Origin of the sequence: Aeromonas sp. QDB68 (assembly GCF_027707405.1) — a bacterium.
Taxonomy (GTDB): domain Bacteria; phylum Pseudomonadota; class Gammaproteobacteria; order Enterobacterales; family Aeromonadaceae; genus Aeromonas; species Aeromonas caviae.
This window is the reverse complement of sequence record NZ_JAPCIQ010000084.1, coordinates 1-17546: the sequence shown is the minus strand read 5'-3', so window position 1 is coordinate 17546 and position 17546 is coordinate 1. Positions and strand designations below refer to the sequence as shown.

General features: G+C 63.5%; 15 protein-coding genes. 7 read left to right on the top strand and 8 right to left on the bottom strand.

Translation table 11 applies throughout. From position 1 onward, the window contains the following. The first annotated feature begins 296 nt into the window (after positions 1 to 296). The gene (locus PG892_RS18120) at positions 297 to 1001 is read left to right on the top strand and encodes an HNH endonuclease (protein ID WP_113979270.1); all 705 of its coding nucleotides are present in this window, start codon (positions 297 to 299) and stop codon (positions 999 to 1001) included. A gap of 46 nt (positions 1002 to 1047) precedes the next feature. Here PG892_RS18120 and PG892_RS18115 read toward each other — a convergent pair whose 3' ends face one another. Continuing rightward, positions 1048 to 1635, bottom strand: a complete 588-nt coding sequence (locus PG892_RS18115; protein WP_124814072.1) for a histidine phosphatase family protein — start codon at positions 1633 to 1635, stop codon at positions 1048 to 1050. Positions 1636 to 2083: 448 nt separating this feature from the next. Between PG892_RS18115 and PG892_RS18110 the strand changes: the two genes are divergently transcribed. Both PG892_RS18110 and PG892_RS18105 read left to right on the top strand, forming a co-directional pair. Further along, on the top strand, positions 2084 to 4192 hold the full coding sequence (locus PG892_RS18110) for a putative bifunctional diguanylate cyclase/phosphodiesterase (protein ID WP_223917179.1): 2109 nt from the start codon (positions 2084 to 2086) through the stop codon (positions 4190 to 4192). A 164-nt stretch (positions 4193 to 4356) separates the two neighbouring features. Then, the gene (locus PG892_RS18105; RefSeq protein WP_041212754.1) at positions 4357 to 4644 is read left to right on the top strand and encodes a hypothetical protein; all 288 of its coding nucleotides are present in this window, start codon (positions 4357 to 4359) and stop codon (positions 4642 to 4644) included. A 45-nt stretch (positions 4645 to 4689) separates the two neighbouring features. Here the strand turns inward: PG892_RS18105 and PG892_RS18100 are convergent, their stop codons facing one another. After that, a complete protein-coding gene (locus PG892_RS18100) occupies positions 4690 to 4878 on the bottom strand; it encodes a hypothetical protein (protein ID WP_043154249.1) in 189 nt (62 codons plus the stop codon). A 256-nt stretch (positions 4879 to 5134) separates the two neighbouring features. Continuing rightward, on the bottom strand, positions 5135 to 7036 hold the full coding sequence (gene speA / locus PG892_RS18095; protein ID WP_042882536.1) for a biosynthetic arginine decarboxylase: 1902 nt from the start codon (positions 7034 to 7036) through the stop codon (positions 5135 to 5137). Between the two features lie 1025 nt (positions 7037 to 8061). Between speA and pepT the strand changes: the two genes are divergently transcribed. Both pepT and PG892_RS18085 read left to right on the top strand, forming a co-directional pair. Beyond that, on the top strand, positions 8062 to 9288 hold the full coding sequence (gene pepT / locus PG892_RS18090) for a peptidase T (protein WP_052816544.1): 1227 nt from the start codon (positions 8062 to 8064) through the stop codon (positions 9286 to 9288). 105 nt (positions 9289 to 9393) lie between these two features. After that, on the top strand, positions 9394 to 11118 hold the full coding sequence (locus PG892_RS18085; protein ID WP_113979146.1) for a lysophospholipid acyltransferase family protein: 1725 nt from the start codon (positions 9394 to 9396) through the stop codon (positions 11116 to 11118). Positions 11119 to 11181: 63 nt separating this feature from the next. Here PG892_RS18085 and PG892_RS18080 read toward each other — a convergent pair whose 3' ends face one another. The 4 genes from PG892_RS18080 to PG892_RS18065 all read right to left on the bottom strand — a co-directional run bounded on the left by PG892_RS18080 (position 11182) and on the right by PG892_RS18065 (position 14091). Next, the gene (locus PG892_RS18080; protein ID WP_010674179.1) at positions 11182 to 11493 is read right to left on the bottom strand and encodes a SelT/SelW/SelH family protein; all 312 of its coding nucleotides are present in this window, start codon (positions 11491 to 11493) and stop codon (positions 11182 to 11184) included. Continuing rightward, positions 11490 to 12611, bottom strand: coding sequence for an adenosylhomocysteinase (locus PG892_RS18075; protein WP_113979148.1), 1122 nt, complete (start codon positions 12609 to 12611; stop codon positions 11490 to 11492). Before PG892_RS18075 ends, PG892_RS18080 begins: the two co-directional genes overlap by 4 nt. A 185-nt stretch (positions 12612 to 12796) precedes the next feature. Then, the gene (locus PG892_RS18070) at positions 12797 to 13531 is read right to left on the bottom strand and encodes a hypothetical protein (protein ID WP_113979149.1); all 735 of its coding nucleotides are present in this window, start codon (positions 13529 to 13531) and stop codon (positions 12797 to 12799) included. After that, positions 13531 to 14091 carry a YceI family protein gene (locus PG892_RS18065; RefSeq protein WP_053288582.1) on the bottom strand — a complete coding sequence of 187 codons (561 nt, stop codon included), beginning with the start codon at positions 14089 to 14091 and terminating at the stop codon, positions 13531 to 13533. Before PG892_RS18065 ends, PG892_RS18070 begins: the two co-directional genes overlap by 1 nt. Positions 14092 to 14200: 109 nt before the next feature. Between PG892_RS18065 and PG892_RS18060 the strand changes: the two genes are divergently transcribed. Further along, positions 14201 to 15103, top strand: coding sequence for a LysR family transcriptional regulator (locus PG892_RS18060; protein WP_039038856.1), 903 nt, complete (start codon positions 14201 to 14203; stop codon positions 15101 to 15103). Positions 15104 to 15111: 8 nt separating this feature from the next. On the opposite strand, the gene PG892_RS18055 is transcribed toward PG892_RS18060, so the two are convergent. Continuing rightward, on the bottom strand, positions 15112 to 15513 hold the full coding sequence (locus tag PG892_RS18055) for a hypothetical protein (RefSeq protein WP_042017451.1): 402 nt from the start codon (positions 15511 to 15513) through the stop codon (positions 15112 to 15114). Between the two features lie 66 nt (positions 15514 to 15579). Between PG892_RS18055 and PG892_RS18050 the strand changes: the two genes are divergently transcribed. Then, a complete protein-coding gene (locus tag PG892_RS18050) occupies positions 15580 to 17313 on the top strand; it encodes a formate--tetrahydrofolate ligase (RefSeq protein WP_223917338.1) in 1734 nt (577 codons plus the stop codon). The last annotated feature ends 233 nt before the right edge of the window (positions 17314 to 17546 follow it).

Sequence of the window (17546 nt, the reverse complement as noted above, 5' to 3'; positions counted from 1 at the left end):
CCAGCGGGGCTGACGCCCCGGCGAAATTCCCCTCCCACCTACGTCGGAGGGAGTCCCCTTTCGCATTTAAGATGGCTGATCATGCTTGCTCCCTGTCATGGTGATTGCCGCACCATCATACCCTGTTCCCTTGGCAGAGACTGTGCCTTGGCCCGCAAAGCCTTTTGTCCTGATGGCCCAACTGAAAGAAACCAAGAAGACCCAACTACTGCTTGGCATCATCAATGTATTGATAATATGAGAGTTTATTAACCTTTCTACTGAACTTCGGCTTCGATTGAGTTAACCTTCTTGCAATGAAATACAACTCGGACGAGTCGGCTTTGCGCAACACATGGACAGAAGAAGAGTTAAGGGCGACGGTGACCGCCTATCTGGATATGTACAAGAAGGAGTTGGAAGGCACTACCTTTGTCAAAAAGCACTATTACGCAGAGTTAGCGGCTCGATTCCAACGGTCCGATAAGTCGTTTGAATATCGGATGCAAAATATCTCTTACGTCTGCGTGTTGATGGGCAGAGCTTGGGTTTCTGGGCTAAAACCGGCCAAGAATGTAGGGGCACAGAATGCGTCTATTATTGAACGCCTGATCTGTGAGTTAGACGGACAACCGTTTAGCGGACAAGCAGAATTCGAACATCAGGTCATCCAATACAAGGAGAAACCCATCTCTCCTCATCCCCCCGGTATAGAAGAGCCATCCCAGCGCTACCTGGCCACAACAAGTTATGTGAGGGACCCACACGTCAAAGCCTGGGTACTCGTCGTCGCAGACTCGCAGTGTGAGTGTTGTGATGCACAGGCCCCGTTTATCACGGCTACCGGAGAACCCTTTCTAGAGGTGCATCACCTGCGCACTTTGGCTGACGGAGGCTCGGATACCATCAACAACACGGTGGCGCTCTGCCCTAACTGCCATCGCGAGCTTCACTATGGCGCCAATCAGGTAGAGAAGCGCGATGCACTCTATCGAAAGCTATCCAGGCTGAAGAGAGAATAATCCCCAGCACTCAAAGCGGCCCCCACGGCGGGCCGCCTTCGTGTGGTCAGCAGGCAATCCGTTCTATGCAACCGCCACTGAGTTTGAAGAAGGCATCCTGCGGCAGCTCCTGCAGCCAGGTGGTGGTGTAGTCCAGATCCACATAGGCGCCGCGCAGCATGGCGCCAAAGATACCGTGAGAAACAACGATGGCCTGCTCGGCAATCTGCTCGTCCTCAAGCCATTGCCGGGCCCGGCGCTGAATGCTCTCAAAACTCTCGCCATGGGGGGCCCGCAGATACCAGTCCGGTTCCTCCAGATCCAGCTCGGGGTGGGCCGCCAGCAGCTCGGGCACCCGGCGACTCTCCCACTCCCCCATCCCCAGCTCCACCAGCCGCTCGTCCCAGATGATGCGCCCCTGGTCCAAGCCAAGCTGCTGACACACCCGCTCCGCCGTCTGCCGTGCCCGGCCGAGGGGGCTGGCGTAGATCGTCCAGTCGGTGGGCTCGGTCAGGAGCTTGGCCAGACGGGCCCCCATGGCGAGGGCCTGGGCTTCTCCCCTGGGGGTCAGCTCGGAGTTGCAACGCCCCTGCAACCGCAATTCGGCGTTGTAACGGGTCTGACCATGGCGCAGCAAATAGAGGGTTCGAGACATGGTTTCTCCAGCAGAGTCAACGAGATAAGAAAACAGGGGGAAGATGATAACAGATGTACCGGGTCAACCAAGACCCGGAGGATGCAGGCTTGTGCTGACTCCTTGAGCGCCTGGCCTGCGGCTATCGTGAAAGGACGACAGGGGCTGCGCGCCTTTATCGCACAGGCGCCTTGTGCGCATTCCACACGCCTTCGCCACGGGCCCACCAGCGCCGTGGCAAGCGCCCCATGCTCCCCTATCTTGTTGTTCAGACGGGATAAAATGGGGATGTGCCGGTTTATCGGTCACAGGATGGCGGCCAATGCCAGAAAAGACAGAGTTTTTGCTCTGATCCGGGGGCCATTTTGGTACGTATCTCTGGCTCACAACAGGGACGCCTGGTGTACAATCTGCCACCCGATTTCCCCTGACCCGGCCCAGGCTCAGGCCCTGATGTACCCCAGAGTAAATGAACGTGACCCCAACCCACCCCATGCTCGACAGTTATTACAGCCAGGATCTGGTGTTCTTCTCCATCCTGGTGGCGGTGCTCGCCTCCTATACGGCGCTGACCATGACCAGCCGGGTGAGCCAGAGCCGGGGACGGGCCGCCGTGCTCTGGCTCGCGGGGGGAGCCTTCGCCATGGGCCTCGGCATCTGGTCCATGCATTTTATCGGCATGCTCGCCTTCAACCTGCCCATCGCGCTGGGATACGATCTGACCCTCACCGGTCTCTCCCTGGTGGCGGCCATCGGCTCCTCGGCCTTTGCGCTCTGGCTGGTGAGTCGTCCCCAGCTCCCCTGGCACCAGATCCTGTTCGGGGCCGTACTGATGGGTGCCGGCATCGCCACCATGCACTACATCGGCATGGCGGCCATGAAGATAGCGCCCGGCATCCACTACCTGCCTGGGCTCTTCATCCTCTCCATCCTCATCGCGCTATTCGCCTCGGGTGCCGCGCTCTGGATAGCGTTTCGCCTGCGCAACAGCTCGCCCCGCGCCTTCTTCAGCAAGGCCCTCGCCTCCCTGGTGATGGGGGCCGCCATCATGGGCATGCACTACACCGGCATGGCGGCGGCCCAGTTCCCCGCAGAGAGCCTGTGCGGGGCCCTCTACACCGGTCTCAATACCCAGTGGCTGGCAACCGTGGTCATCATAGTGATCCTGACGGTGTTCGCCATCGCCTTCGTGCTCTCCATGCTGGATGCCCACGCCGCCAGGCTCTCCACCTCCCTGCATCAGGCCCACGACGAGCTGCTCAAGCTGGCGCTCCATGACAGCCTGACCCGGCTGCCGAACCGGCTGCTGTTTGCCGACCGGCTGGAGCAGCGCATCCAGGAGTGTCAGCACAGCCAGCGCAGCTTCTCCCTGCTGTTTCTCGATCTCGACGGCTTCAAGATCATCAACGATGCCCACGGCCACCACACCGGGGATCTGCTGCTGGCCGAGGTGGCCCAGCGCATCACCAGCCTGCTCGGTGCCAGCGACACCGCCTCGCGCTTTGGCGGGGACGAGTTCGTGCTGGCACTAGCGCCGGGGGATGTGAGCCAGACCACGGCCTTTGCCGAGCGGCTGCTGGCCACCCTGGCCCAGCCCTATGAGTGGGAGCACCACAGCCTGCACATCACCGCCAGCATCGGCATTGCCGTCTATCCCCAGGATGGCACCAGCCTGCACGAGCTGACCCTCAACGCCGATGCCGCCATGTATTACGCCAAGGAGCAGGGGCGCAACGACTACTACTACTTCGACAGCGCCATGAACGCCAACGCCCACCAGCAGTTCCTGCTGCACAAGGAGTTGCAACACGCCCTGGAGCGGGGGGAGCTGGCCCTGCACTACCAGCCCAAATACTGTGCCCGCAGCGGCCAGGTGGTCGGCGCCGAGGCCCTGCTGCGCTGGCAGCACCCGGAGCATGGTGCCGTCTCGCCGGCCAGCTTCCTGCCGCTGGCGGAGAAGAGCAGGCTCATCATCCCCATCGGCAACTGGGTCATCGACGAGGCGTGCCGCCAGATGAGCGCCTGGCGGGCGGCGGGTCATCACGACTGGAGCGTGGCAGTCAATCTCTCCACCATCCAGCTCGCCAGCCCCGGGCTGCTGGAGGAGGTGCAGGGCGCCCTCGCCCGCCATCGGCTCGAGGCCCGTCACCTGACCCTGGAGATCACCGAATCCACCGCCATGCAGAAGGCCGAGGAGAGCCTCGCCATCCTCAACCGTCTGGCCGAGCTCGGCCTTGGCATCTCCATCGACGACTTCGGCACCGGCTACTCCAGCCTGCTCTACCTCAAGCGCTTCCCCGCCAACGAGCTCAAGATTGACCGGGGCTTTGTCACCACCCTGGAGCGGGGAGGCGACGATGCCACCATCATCGCCGCCATCATCGCCCTGGGTCAGGCCCTGGAGATGCGCATCGTGGCAGAGGGGGTGGAAACCCCGGAGCAGCGGGACCTGCTGACCGAGCTGGGCTGCGACACCTTGCAGGGCTACCTGCTCGGGCGCCCCATGACCGGGGAGCAACTGCTTGTCCACTGCGCTCCCGAGACTCCCCAACGGGTGCTGGAAGGTGTGCTTGCCTGACAAGCAGGTGAGGCGCAGCGCCCGTGTCGCCAGGGTCATCACCAGCCCGATTGCGTCCCTTCACGACTCAAGGTAGTCTGCTGCAAGACTCGAATGCTCCTTTATTTTGCCGGGCGCATCGAGCGCCCCCCATGGCAGATCACCCGTTCAGAGGAGCCACATCCATGGCCAGATACCAGTTCTTCAGCGTCCCCGCCTCCCGCCGTCAGCAATATACCTATGTCGACATGGCCTCCCCCACTTTCCTCACGGAGAAGGAGGCGCTGCTAACGCAAGGATTCGAGGTAGAAGAGGATTTCATCGACGCGGCCACTCCCCGCGAGGCGGTGGAGAAGTACAGATCCGGCTTTCTCTACGTGGCGGACGAGATAGGCAAGTCAGACGAGGCCTATGCGGCGGCAACGGCCTTGCTGGAGATGGGCAAGAAGATCCTGGGCCGCAAGGCGGGCTGAGCAAGGCGGGCCGCCGGGACGATACCCCCGATGGCCCGCAGGCAGTCAGCGTTGAGGGTGCTGGCGGAGCATCTCCACCAGCTCCTCTTCACTGCCGGGTTCATGGGCAAGCTGCAGGCTGGGGGCGGCGCCCCCCATCAGCATATAAACGTGAGTGCTGCAGTGATCGTAGTGATACCACTTACCGTCGATACAGACGTCGGTATAGCATCTCGGGTCCTTCTTGAGTTCCATACGCACATCCTTATGTGTCATTCACCAACATCACCCTTGACCGTAAAATAAGCGGCCCGAGTCCCCCTTGACCTGGATCAAGGGAGGTGGCGGGCAGAAGCGGGCAGTGGCCGGATCTGGCCGGGGCCGGATGTCGCCAGCCCGGATGACAGAGCCCACCAACCGGCCCCAGCCAGGCAACAGCGCAACAAAAACGGCGCCCGAAGGCGCCGTTTTTCATGTCCGTCATTTGACCGACGGGGAACAAGCCGCTGGCTTATTCGTCTTCCAGGTAGGCGTAGCCTTGCAGACCCAGCTCCAGCTCGTCGAGCAGGGCCTTGCGGGTCTCGTCGTCCAGCGCCGGGTGGGAGACGATGCGCTGGTAGTTCTCGCGGATCACGGACGGGTCGATGTTGACGTAACGTAGCAGCTGGTCGACGGTGTCACCACGCACCACGTTGCGGATGTCCATCTTGCCTTCTTCATCCAGCCACACTTCCGCGCAGTGGGTGTCACCGAACAGGTTGTGCAGATCCCCCAGGATCTCCTGATAGGCACCCACCAGGAAGAAGCCGACATGGCACTCTTCGTGCTCACCGTAGACCGGCATCGGCAGGGTGCTTTCCACCCCCAGACCGTCGACGTAGTGCTCCACCTGACCGTCGGAGTCACAGGTGATGTCCATCAGGATGCCGCGGCGGGTGAGCGGACGCTCGAGGCCGGCCAGCGGCATCACCGGGAACACCTGACCGATACCCCAGGCATCCGGCAGGGACTGGAACAGGGAGAAGTTGGCAAAGCACTTGTCAGCCAGTTTCTCGGAGAGTTCGTCGGCCAGGGCGCGGTGGTTGCGGTTGACTGGGTTCAGCAGCTCCTTGAGCGCCAGACAGGTGTTCTGGTGCAGCATCTCGGCCCAGGCACGTTGCTCCAGGTTCAAGAGGCCCATGGTGTACTGGGCGTTGACGTCACCGAGATCCGCCACGGAGTCGTGGAAGATCTCCAGCAGGGAGGGATCTTCCCCGCGCAGGTCCAGCCACCCTTTCCACATGTTCTGCAAGATGGTGGGCGCGTCCTCGTCCGGGGCGCTGATGTCGTTCACCTCCACCCCTTCGGCACCAATGATATTGGTGACCAGCACGGCGTGGTGTGCAGTCAGGGCACGGCCGGACTCGCTGATGATGGTCGGGTGCGGCAGGTCGAACTCGCGGCAGACATCGCCGATGCCCCAGACCACGTTGTTGGCGTACTCGGAGAGGCTGTAGTTCGCGGAGCAGTGGCTCTGGGAACGGGTGCCCTCGTAGTCCACACCCAGGCCGCCGCCCACGTCCACCACCTCGACCTTGGCGCCAAGACGGCACAGCTCGGCGTAGAAGCGGCCGCACTCGCGGATGCCGCCCTGGATGTCGCGGATGTTGGCGATCTGGGAGCCCAGGTGGAAGTGCAACAGTTGCAGGCAGTCCAGCTTGCCGAGGCTGCGCAGACGCTCCACCAGCGCCAGGATCTGGGAGGCGGAGAGGCCGAACTTGGACATGGAACCGCCGCTCGATTCCCACATGCCGGAGCCGGTGGACGCCAGACGGGCGCGCACCCCGATGTTGGGCTTGATGTTGAGACGAGCAGACTCGTCGAGCACCATTTCCAGCTCGGAGGGCTTCTCCACCACGATGTAGACCTTGTGGCCCATCAGGTTGCCCAGGAGGGCGTGGCGGATGTATTCGCGGTCCTTGTAACCGTTGCAGACGATCACGGAGCCTTGCTCATGATGATGGGACAGCACGGCCAGCAACTCGGGCTTGGAGCCCGCTTCCAGCCCAAGCCTCGGCTTGTCGCTGTAGGACTGACTGATGGTCTCGATGACGCGGCGCTGCTGGTTTACCTTGATCGGGTAAACGCACAGGTAATCCCCTTCATAGCCTGACTTTTCGATGGCCTGACCGAAGGCGTTGAATAGCGCATCGACCCGGCTCTTGAGGATGTCGGGGAAACGCAGCAACACCGGCGTGGTCAGCCCGGACTGGCGCAGTTGCTCGATGGCCTCGGACAGCACGATCTGAGCCTCGGGGCGAGACTTGTCGGGAGAGACGGTCACATGACCGGCGTCATTGATATTGAAAAAACCCGCACCCCAGTAGGGAACGTTGTAGACCTTCAAGGAGTCCTTGCTGGACCAGTTAGTCATGGGCTATGCCTCGCAAATGAGCGGCCGTGGGCCGCCTTCGTTACCCTCAATCACATCCAGACCATTGATTGCAAAATGCGGCAAGCCAGAGCGGCCTGCTGACGTTGGACCCGCAACGGAGCATGCTCCGCCACATCCTGTTCATTGCACATCGCGGCAAGCCAAGGCTGCCTGGTGGATCTTGGGAAGTAACGAGTCTTGATGTGGGGCTGGTGGCTTTACATCAAGCTCAACGGTATGCGGTAACACCTTGCCGGCGTACCGCGGTACTTTGATGACAATCGGCATCAGCCACGCCGTTTGTTCATCATTCGGCAGCCATCCCGACGGACAGGAGAGGGTTTCAAGGAAGAGAAGGGAAGACGTCAGCACGCATCGTGTTGATGGACGACAACCACTACGACCCGCTCAACGCCAGTGACCGCCCATGACAAGGGAGATGATGAGCCCGAAGCCCACTCGGTCAGCTGAAAGATGAGAGTCCGTTGTTCTCCCTGATACCGGAGCCTAACCGGTATTAAAGAAACCATTCCCCAGCAGTGTCTGTCGTTTCTGCGTGCCTCGCCCTATAGGCGTCATGATCCTGCGGGTCTGGCGGACACGGCCTGCGCAGGGTTGCCCTTGGATCGGCGCGGAGTGTACACACTTACCGCAGCCAGTGACAATAAAAAATCGTGTTAAAAAACGGGTTTTCATCGGGGGGCAAAATCTCGCTGCCAGCAAGGCGGGCTCTGGGATGGCGGGGGATGGGAGTGCGTGGGCGAGGCGATGAAAATAACCAACACGTCACGCTTTTTGGGTCACCCCTTGCCAGCGCTGGGCCGAGGAGAAATTCAGCTTTTTCGCAATTGCTTAACCAGTTTTTATTTTGGAATTTTTATGCAAGGTGCCAAGCGATGATCCCCGCCCCTCCCCCTCGATGGCCCTTCTCTCCCCCACAAAGTCATCAAAAACTGCGCTGACGCAATAAGCGGCGCCGCCGTCTTGGCCACAATGACTCCTCTTTCGTGACCCGAGGCTTGCCCATGAACACCCTGCTTTCGCGCTTTCTCCACTACCTCACCTTTCATACCCGTTCCGATGCGACCAACCCTGCCTGCCCCAGCAGCGAGGGACAGCGCCTCTTCGCCCGGGCCCTGTGCGACGAAATGACGCAGATGGGGCTGAGCCAGGTCACCCTGGACGAGCATGGCTACCTCACCGCCTGCCTGCCGGGCAACCAGCCGGATGCCCCCGCCATCGGGCTCATCGCCCACATGGACACCGCCGATTACGAGGCCGAATGCGTCGTCCCCCAGATAGTCGAGCACTATCAGGGGGGTGATATCTGCCTTGGCAAAGGGGACGAGGTGCTGGCCATCCGCCAGTACCGCTTCCTGAAAAACTACCTGGGGCAGGATCTCATCACCACCGACGGCACCACCCTGCTGGGGGCCGACGACAAGGCGGGCATCGCCGAGATCCTCACCGCCGTGGAATACCTGCAAGCTCACCCCGAGATCCCCCGTGGCGATGTCTGGGTCGGCTTTACACCGGACGAGGAGATAGGGCGCGGTGCCGACCGCTTCCCGCTGGAGCGCTTCCCGGCCAAGTGGGCCTACACGGTGGATGGCGGCGAGCTCGGCGAGCTCGAATGCGAGAACTTCAACGCCGCCAGCGCCACGGTGCGCATCACAGGCAACAACGTCCACCCCGGCACCGCCAAGGGCAGCATGATCAACAGCCAGACCCTGGCCGCCCGCTTCCATGCCGCCATGCCCGCCGAACAGACCCCGGAGTGCACCCAGGGGTATGAGGGCTTCTTCCACCTGGCCCGGATGGAGGGCTCGGTGGAGGAGACCACCCTGCACTACCTCATCCGCGACTTCGACGATGACTGCTTCGCCGCCCGCAAGGCCCAGCTCAAGGAGCGGGTCGCCTCCCTTCAGCTGGACGCCCCCAGAGCGCGCATCACCCTGGAAATAGTGGACAACTACCGCAACATGCGCAGCCAGATAGCGCCCCATCCCCACATCGTCGAGCTGGCCAAAGCCGCCATGGAGGCCGCCGACGTGGTGCCCAAGATCAAACCCATTCGCGGCGGCACCGACGGCGCCCGGCTCTCCTTCATGGGGCTGCCCTGCCCGAACCTGTTCACCGGTGGCCACAACTTCCACGGCAAGCACGAGTTCATCCCCCTGCAATCCATGGAAAAAGCGGTCGCCACCCTGGTGGCGCTGGTGCGCCTCACCTCTGCCTGGCGGGCAGAGTAAGGGGGCAAGGACGGGGCTCGCCCCGTCATCAAACCGTCACCCAACCGACACACGAAAGGCACGCAGGGGCGTCAAGCTGGGGCAAAGTTCAGCGGAGCCTTGCCCATGTTCGACGTCGATACCCTGTTGGGGCAGCACCTGCCCCGCCTCGCCAGCCAGCCCCGCCTCCGTCCCCTGATGAGGCAGGGGCTGAGCTGGTTGCTGCACGAGGAGGCCTTCACCCGCTTTGCCGCGCGCCATCCCCACCTGCGCGGTCTGGACTTCGTCGAGCAGGCCCTCACCGAGCTCCACTTCGACTGCCGGGTGAGCGAGGCAGAGCTCGAGCACATTCCCGCCAGCGGCCGGGTCATTCTTGTCGCCAACCACCCCATCGGCTCCCTGGACGGGCTGGCCCTGCTGCGCCTCATCGGGCGCATCCGCCCCGACGTCAAGATAGTGGCCAACCAGGTGCTGGCCCAGCTCGCGCCGCTGCGCCCATTGCTATTGCCGGTGGACAACCTGGGGGGCAAGACCGACAGGCAGGCCATCCTCGCCATGAACGAACACCTCGCCGCCGACGGGGCCCTGGTTATCTTCCCCGCAGGCGAGGTCTCCCGCCTCGGTCCCAAGGGGGTGAAGGATGGCCCCTGGCAGGCCGGCTTCATCAAGCTGGCCCAGCGCAGCCGAACGCCCCTGGTGCCCATTCACCTGGGAGGGCGCAACAGCCTCTGGTTCTATCTCGCCTCCTGGCTCAACAAGCCCGCCTCCGCCCTGCTGCTGGTGCGCCAGCTGTTTCGCCAGCAGGGGCAGACGCTGCCGGTGACCATAGGGGCGCGTATTCCCCTCGCCAGTTTTCAGGAGCTGCCGGCCAAGACGGCGGCCCGGCTGGTGCGTGGCCACCTCTACCGAATCGCTCGGGGCAAGGCGGGACGGTTGCAGACCGAGGCCCCCATCGCCCTGCCGGAGGATCGCCGCCTGCTGAAACAGGCCATCGACGGGTGCGAGCTGCTCGGCCAGACCCCGGACGGCCAGCGCATCCTGCTCTATCGTCGCCACGAGCAGAGCCACTCGGTGATCCTGCGTGAGCTGGGGCGCCTGCGGGAGATCGCCTTTCGGGCGGTGGGGGAAGGCTCGGGCAAGCGGCGGGATCTCGATGCCTTCGACGATGACTATCACCACCTCATCCTCTGGGATCCCGCCCGCCTCGACATCATCGGCGCCTACCGTTTCGCCCCGGTGGCCGAACGGCTGGCCAGCAAGGGGCTGGATGGCCTCTACAGCCACACCCTGTTCGGCTTCGAAGAGAAGCTGCTGCCCCGGCTGGAACAGGCCATCGAGCTTGGCCGCAGCTTCATCCAGCCCGCCTACTGGGGCAAGCGGGGGCTCGATTACCTCTGGTTCGGCATCGGGGCCTATCTGGCCCGCTATCCCCAATACCGCTACCTGTTCGGGCCCGTCACCCTCTCCGGCAGCCTGCCGCCAGCGGCCAAGGATCTGCTGGTGAGCTTCTATCGCCAGCACTTCGCCCCCGCCCTTGCCCTCGCCCCTTCCCGCCGCCCCTATCCCGCCACGCCGACACTGTTCGAGGGGCGCGATTACGGGGACGACCTCAAGGTGCTCAAGGCAGGGCTCGACAACCTGGGCTGCGCCATTCCCACCCTCTACAAGCAGTACGCCGAGCTGTGCGAGCCGGGGGGTGTGCAGTTCATGGACTTTGGCATCGACCCGGACTTCAACCACTGCATCGACGGCCTGGTGTGGGTGGACGTGAGCCGCATCAAGCCCCACAAGCGGGCCCGCTATATCGGCCTCCCCGCCGGGGAAGGGCTGGCCACATCTGGCGACCGTTGACCGGGGGCTGCAACGAAAGAGGGAGGCCTGCGCCTCCCTCTTTCACATCATGGGTGATGCCGCCTACTCGGCTGCGGGTTTGCGATCCGCATGGCCGAGATCCCGCTCCGGGGCGATGACATCCCGCACCCGCTGCTTGATCTCCTTGGCCTCGGGGAAGCCCTCGTCGGCCACCCTGTCCCACACCAGCACCCCGTCCACCAGGATGCGAAACTCCCCCTTGCTGGCGGGCACCAGGGCCACCTCGCCCAGTTCGCCGTCGAAGGTGGAGAGCAGCTCCTGGGCGAGCCAGGCGGCTCGCAGCATCCAGCGGCAGAGGGTGCAGTAACGGATTTCGATGCGCGGTTTCGCGAGGGGCAAATGGGTATCTGTCATGGGGTGACTCCGTGAAAATCGGTCAACCAGAGGCGAGCGATGCGCTGCATGGTGGCCTGGGGCAGTTCGTGAAGGCCCGGGGTGGATGCCTGATGGGCCAGTTGGTGCACCCCTTCGATGATCTCCGCCAGCACCAGGTAGACATATTCGCCGATGACGGCGCCGTGGACGAAGTTGACCGCCTCCCCCCGGTTGAGCAAAAAGATGGTGCTGCCGTCCGGCCGGGTCAGGGCCAGCACATGGGGACACACCTCCTCGCTCGGCCAGGGCAGCTGGGCGAGGCTGAAGGCGAATTCGTCGTCGGCGGAGGTGACCGAGGCCAGCATGGCGCCGGGGCGCAGGGCCTGCAGATCGGATATATCGAGGGAGCCGTTGCCGGTGGAGCAGATCACCAGCTCGGCACGGCCCAGGGCCTCGGCCTTGTTCACCAGCTTGAAGCCGTGGGAGAGCGCTTCCACCTGGCGCAGGGCATCCGTCTCCACCAGCTCCAGATGCAGGTTGCGACAGCGCAGTTCCCGGGCGATGCTGCGCCCCACCTTGCCATAGCCGAACAGGGCGGCCTGGCAGACATTGAAGGTACGCCTCAGGGTACGTGCGAGGGACTCCGCGGAGTAGACCACGCTCAGGCCGATCTGGATATCTTCCGCCTGCTTGAGGGGGCTGCGGGCCACCGAGATGACGGGGGCCGCCAGGGACTCCTGTTCGTAGCGCTGATGGCCGTTCTCGGTCATCTCCACCACCCCGATGAAGCGGGCGCCAAAGTGCTCGGCCAGTACCGCCTGGCTCTTGGCGAAGTAGCCGCCGATGTCGAGGATGATGAGCCGCTCGTGGGACATCACCAGGGGGGCAATCTGGGCGATCACCTCACCGGGATCCGAGGTCCAGTGGCGATTGAGGGGCAGCACGGGGTAGTGCTGCTGAGCCCAGGCCAGCGTCGGCCCGTGCACGGACTTGGGTTTGGGCAGGATGGCACCGACCCGGCCCACCCCATCGAGCACCTGGATGAAGTCGGGTCTGTCGGGAAGCAGGTGGGTCACCAGCAGGATGCAGAGATCCCCAAGACATCCCTGTTCGGTGAAATGGCGAAAAAACAGATGCTCAGATCCCTGACTGCGCAACTGTGGCCTCCTTAGCGTGCCGCGGGAAAGCAGGCAAACAGAACCCGGCATAGCCGGGTTCTGTGTGTATCCAGATAATGGAAAATCCTTTTTATCCGAAAGCACCATGGGTCTCAATCTTTATCTGTCCAGACTTTGACAAGCCCATCAATTTCTAAGGTAATAGCCTGTTTTTCATGCAAAAATCAGTAAAGTGATGCCTCTGGCCATACCCACCACAGACCCACTCCGGCACCGACGGCCGCCACCAGGATCAAGACCCCCCAGCGAGAGAGTCCCGGGCGCCCGTGCAGGGCACGTTCCAGCAGCGGCAATAGCCAGACCGGCAGCAGCACCAGCAGGGGCACTTCCACGTACTGCCAGGCGAGCATCTGCACGAAGGCGAGTGAAAGCCCCAGGGCTGCCGGGGTCACCTTGACCCCTGCAAAGGCGCCGAGCAGGGCACGGAATCCGGCAAACGCGGCCAGGGCCCCCGTCAGCTGGGCGATGAGCAGGCTGCCATCGATGCCGATGACCAGCGCCAGCCAGATGAAAGCCAGGGCGAAGCCGAGCCCCTCCTCGCTGTCACCACGCCAGCTCGTCCAGCCAGACCAGAGGATGGCGGGCAGCAGGGCCAGCCAGATCCCGGGCTCGCTCGCCAGCACGGAGGCCAGCCCCTGCCACCACACCAGGGCGCCCAGCACCCCGAACAGCGCGAGGGCGACCCCCTTGCTGGTACCCTGGGTCAGGGCGGGCACCAGCAGGGTCAGCGGCAGCCACTGCCACGCCTTGACCGGCAGGCCATAGGCACCGCCCAGCAGGCAGCCCACCAGCCAGATCCCCAGGGCGCCCCACAGATAGCCCAGCCGCGGCCAGCGCCACGACAGCAAAGCGGCCCCTAAAGGAGCCGCCAGGGTTTGAAGCAGGAGTGCTGCGCCCATTACTTGCGCACGCCTTCAACGAACAGGTTGATGGTCATCTCGTCAGGGATGTTCGGCACCATGTAGTTCACGCCGAACTCGCTGCGCTTGATGGTGGTGGTGGCGTTGAAGCCGCTGCGGTAGCCGCCCCAGGGATCCTTGCCTTCGCCGATGTGGACCAGGTCGAAGGCCACGTCCTTGGAGACGCCGTGCAGGGTCAGGGTGCCCTTGAGCACGCCTTTGTCCTTGGTGCCTTCATAGCCGGTGCTGACGAAGGTCATCTTGGGGTACTGCTTCACGTCCAGGAAGTCGGGGCTGCGCAGGTGCTTGTCGCGGGCCTCGTGGTTGGAGTCCACGCTGGCGGCATCGATTTCGAAGTTCGCCTTGGCCGCCGCCGGGTTGGCGTCGTCCATGCTGAAGGTGCCACTGAAGGTGTTGAATCGGCCGACCAGTTCTGAGAAGCCGAGGTGGCCCACCTTGAACTGGACTGTGGTGTGCGCTGCATCGACATCGTAATCGGCAGCCATCAGGGGAGCCGCCATAAACAGGCAGGAGGCCAGCAGGGCCTTGGTCATTTTCATTCCGATCGTTCCTTCATTGGGGGTTCACAACGGTGTCCAAAATGCTAACCTCCTATCGAGAATAGATAATCATCGATTTATTAAAATAATTATCAACCGAGAGTGGAATATGGATCAGATAGCCGCCATGCGCACCTTCATCAAGGTGGTGGAGTGCCAGAGCTTCACCAAGGCCGCCCATCAGCTCGGGATCTCGGTCGCCATGACCTCCAAGCTGATGCAGCAGCTCGAGGAGTCCCTCTCCACCCGGCTGTTGTCGCGCACCACCCGCCAGGTCAATCCCACCGAGGCGGGCCAGTTTTACTACCAGCGCTCCCTGGCCCTGCTGGCGGAGCTCGAAGAGACCCACAGCCAGCTCACCCACAACAACCAGCAGCCCCAGGGCACCCTCAAGCTCTCGGTGCCCATGGATTTCGGCTACCTGCACCTCTCCCCCGCCCTGCCCCTGTTTCGCGAGCGCTACCCGGACTTGAAGCTCGAGATTGAGTACAGCGACCGGCGGGTGGCCCTGGTGGAGGAGGGGTTCGATCTGGCGCTGCGCATCGGCAACCTGCCGGACTCCTCCCTGGTGGCCAAGCCGCTCGCCATGATGAAGATGGTGGTGTGCGCCAGCCCCGACTACCTGGCCCGCCGGGGCAGGCCGAAGACCCCGGAGGATCTCAAGCAGCACGACTGCCTCATCTACACCCTGACCCAGCCGGACTGGGTCTTCAAACGGGATGGGGAGGAGCACAGCATCCGCCCCCAGGGGCCCCTTCGCGCCAACAACGGGGTGGCCCTGACCCGGGCCGCCTGCGACCACCAGGGCATCATCTTGCAGCCCACCTTCATCGTGGGGGATGCGCTGCGCTCGGGGGCGCTGGTCCCCTTGTTGCTGGAGTGGGAGAAGGGGCAGGTGGGGCTCTATGCCCTCTATCCGCACCGCCGTTTCGTGTCGGCCAAGGTGCGCTGCTTCATCGAATTCGTGCAGGAGCGCTACCTGGCGCCCCACTACTGGGACAGGGAGACCTGAGCCCGGGCTCAGGGGGTGGGCATCAGCTCAGCCACCAGCAGGTGATCCTGCTGGCTCATCTGCCAGCGTGGCAGGCGCTGGCGCAAGGCGGCGAGCTCGGCCTCCCCCAGCGCATAGGGCAGGGTGACGTGCAGGCAGTGGCAATCCAGCATGGCCGCCAACTGCATCATCAGGGCGAGGTTCGCCTCGTCGCTCTTGTGCTTGTTGATGCGCTTGCCGAGCTCGTGGCGAAAGTGGGTCTCGGGATCCTGGGTCATCGCCTGCCAGCCGTAACCAAAGAGCGGGATGAAGGCGCTGACGATGCCAAGGGCGGTGAGGGGCCGTTTGGGCGGGTGATAGAGGACGTTGAGATCCAGCAGGATGGGACTTTGATGGGGCTCACGACTGCCGGATAAAATAGTATTGCTCATTGGATTACCCTGTTGATTCCTCTAGACTTCGCCGCATATTTGACCTGACATGCCAACGAGGTGCTGATGCTAAGCGATATCGAGATCTCCCGCCAGTCCCCCCGCCTGCCCATCGCCGAGGTGGCAGCACAGCTCGGCATAGCGGCCGCCCATCTCCACCCCCACGGCCATTACAAGGGCAAACTCGACCTCGCGCTGCTCCATCACGCCCCCGCCCGCGAGCCCGGCAAGCTGGTGCTGGTGAGCGCCATCACGCCCACCCCCCTTGGGGAGGGCAAGACGGTCACCACGATCGGCCTCTCCATGGGGCTCAACCACATCGGCCAGCCCAGCATCGCCACCATTCGCCAGCCGAGCCTCGGCCCCGTCTTCGGGGTCAAGGGGGGCGCTGCCGGGGGCGGCATGGCCCAGGTGGTGCCGATGGAGGAGATGAACCTGCACCTCACCGGGGATTTTCACGCCCTCACCGCCGCCCACAACCTGGCCTCTGCCGCCCTGGATGCCCGCCTGTTCCATGAACGCAAACTCGGTGACCAGTTCAGCGCCAGAACCGGCCTGGCGCGGCTCGATATCGACCCGGCCAACATCCTCTGGCCCCGCACCCTGGACATGAACGACCGGGCGCTTCGCCACCTCACCCTCGGCCAGGGCGGCGCTGCCGATGGTGTCGAGCGCCCCGATCGCTTCGTCATCACCGCCGCCTCCGAGCTGATGGCCATTCTGGCCCTGGCCAGGGATCTCAAGGACTTGCGCGCGCGTATCGGCCGCATCCAGCTCGCCCTCGACCAGCGCGGCCAGCCCATCACCGCCGAGCAGCTGGAAGTGGCGGGGGCCATGACGGTGCTGCTCAAAGACGCCCTCAAGCCCACCCTGATGCAGACCACGGAGCAGACCCCTGTGCTGGTCCACGCCGGCCCCTTTGCCAACATCGCCCACGGCAACTCCTCCGTCATCGCCGATCGCATGGCGCTGGGTCTTGCCGACTATGTGGTGACCGAGGCGGGTTTTGGCTCCGACATGGGGCTGGAGAAGTTCTTCAACATCAAGTATCGCCAGTCCGGCCTTCCCCCCGCCTGCGTGGTGCTGGTGGCCACGGTGCGCGGCCTCAAGGCCAACAGCGGCCTGCTCGACATCCGGCCGGGCCAGCCGCTGCCGGCCAGCCTGCAAGGGGAAGATCTGCCCACCCTGACAGCGGGGTGCGCCAACCTCGCCTGGCATATTCACAACGCCCGCCGTTACGGGGTGCCCGTGGTGGTCGCCATCAACCGCTTCCCCACCGACAGCGACGCCGAGCTGGCCCTGCTGGAGGAGGCGGCGCGCCAGGCCGGTGCCTGTGGCGTCGCCCTCTCCCGGGCCTTCACTGACGGTGGCGCGGGTGCGGCGGATCTGGCTCACGCCGTGGTGGCGGCCTGCAAGCAGCCCAGTGAGGTCAGGCTGCTCTACCCCGATGAGATGAGCCTTGCCGCCAAGCTCGCCACCCTGGTGGAGTGCGGCTATGGTGGCCGGGGCGTCACCCTCTCGGACAAGGCGCGCCAGCAACTGGCCAGACTCTCGGCAGAGGGCCAGGATCACCTGCCCGTCTGCATGGCCAAGACGCCGCTCTCCATCAGCCATGACCCGGCCAGGAAGGGCGTGCCGACGGACTTCGAGGTCCCCATCGAGGAGGTGAAACTCTGCGCGGGGGCAGCCTTCGTCTATGCCCTGGCGGGCCCCATCATGACCATGCCGGGCCTGGGCAGTCTGCCGGCCTATCGCCATATCGACATCAACGATGACGGCGACATTGTCGGCCTGAGCTGACGTGCAGGCTGGCAGTCTGCCGTCCCTGAACACCATATCGACATCAACGATGACGGCGACATTGTCGGCCTGAGCTGACGGCGCCCAGGTCCAGCCAGAAACGACAAGGCCCCGCCGATTGGTGGCAATGCTGATCAGTTAAGGATCCATTGACCAATCCTTCTGCTGTAGGACAATCCGGAACCAATCACTGGTTCCGGATTTTTTATGTCTATTGCAAACGATCTGAACGA

What these genes read in the sequence shown, in the direction of transcription:
- PG892_RS18065 (WP_053288582.1), bottom strand. Translation starts at nt 14,091, where the DNA reads ATGAAAATGACCAAGGCCCTGCTGGCCTCCTGCCTGTTTATGGCGGCT.
- PG892_RS18050 (WP_223917338.1), top strand. Translation starts at nt 15,580, where the DNA reads ATGCTAAGCGATATCGAGATCTCCCGCCAGTCCCCCCGCCTGCCCATC.
- PG892_RS18080 (WP_010674179.1), bottom strand. Translation starts at nt 11,493, where the DNA reads ATGACAGATACCCATTTGCCCCTCGCGAAACCGCGCATCGAAATCCGT.
- PG892_RS18085 (WP_113979146.1), top strand. Translation starts at nt 9,394, where the DNA reads ATGTTCGACGTCGATACCCTGTTGGGGCAGCACCTGCCCCGCCTCGCC.
- PG892_RS18115 (WP_124814072.1), bottom strand. Translation starts at nt 1,635, where the DNA reads ATGTCTCGAACCCTCTATTTGCTGCGCCATGGTCAGACCCGTTACAAC.
- PG892_RS18120 (WP_113979270.1), top strand. Translation starts at nt 297, where the DNA reads ATGAAATACAACTCGGACGAGTCGGCTTTGCGCAACACATGGACAGAA.
- PG892_RS18105 (WP_041212754.1), top strand. Translation starts at nt 4,357, where the DNA reads ATGGCCAGATACCAGTTCTTCAGCGTCCCCGCCTCCCGCCGTCAGCAA.
- PG892_RS18110 (WP_223917179.1), top strand. Translation starts at nt 2,084, where the DNA reads ATGAACGTGACCCCAACCCACCCCATGCTCGACAGTTATTACAGCCAG.
- pepT (WP_052816544.1), top strand. Translation starts at nt 8,062, where the DNA reads ATGAACACCCTGCTTTCGCGCTTTCTCCACTACCTCACCTTTCATACC.
- PG892_RS18070 (WP_113979149.1), bottom strand. Translation starts at nt 13,531, where the DNA reads ATGGGCGCAGCACTCCTGCTTCAAACCCTGGCGGCTCCTTTAGGGGCC.
- speA (WP_042882536.1), bottom strand. Translation starts at nt 7,036, where the DNA reads ATGACTAACTGGTCCAGCAAGGACTCCTTGAAGGTCTACAACGTTCCC.
- PG892_RS18060 (WP_039038856.1), top strand. Translation starts at nt 14,201, where the DNA reads ATGGATCAGATAGCCGCCATGCGCACCTTCATCAAGGTGGTGGAGTGC.
- PG892_RS18100 (WP_043154249.1), bottom strand. Translation starts at nt 4,878, where the DNA reads ATGGAACTCAAGAAGGACCCGAGATGCTATACCGACGTCTGTATCGAC.
- PG892_RS18055 (WP_042017451.1), bottom strand. Translation starts at nt 15,513, where the DNA reads ATGAGCAATACTATTTTATCCGGCAGTCGTGAGCCCCATCAAAGTCCC.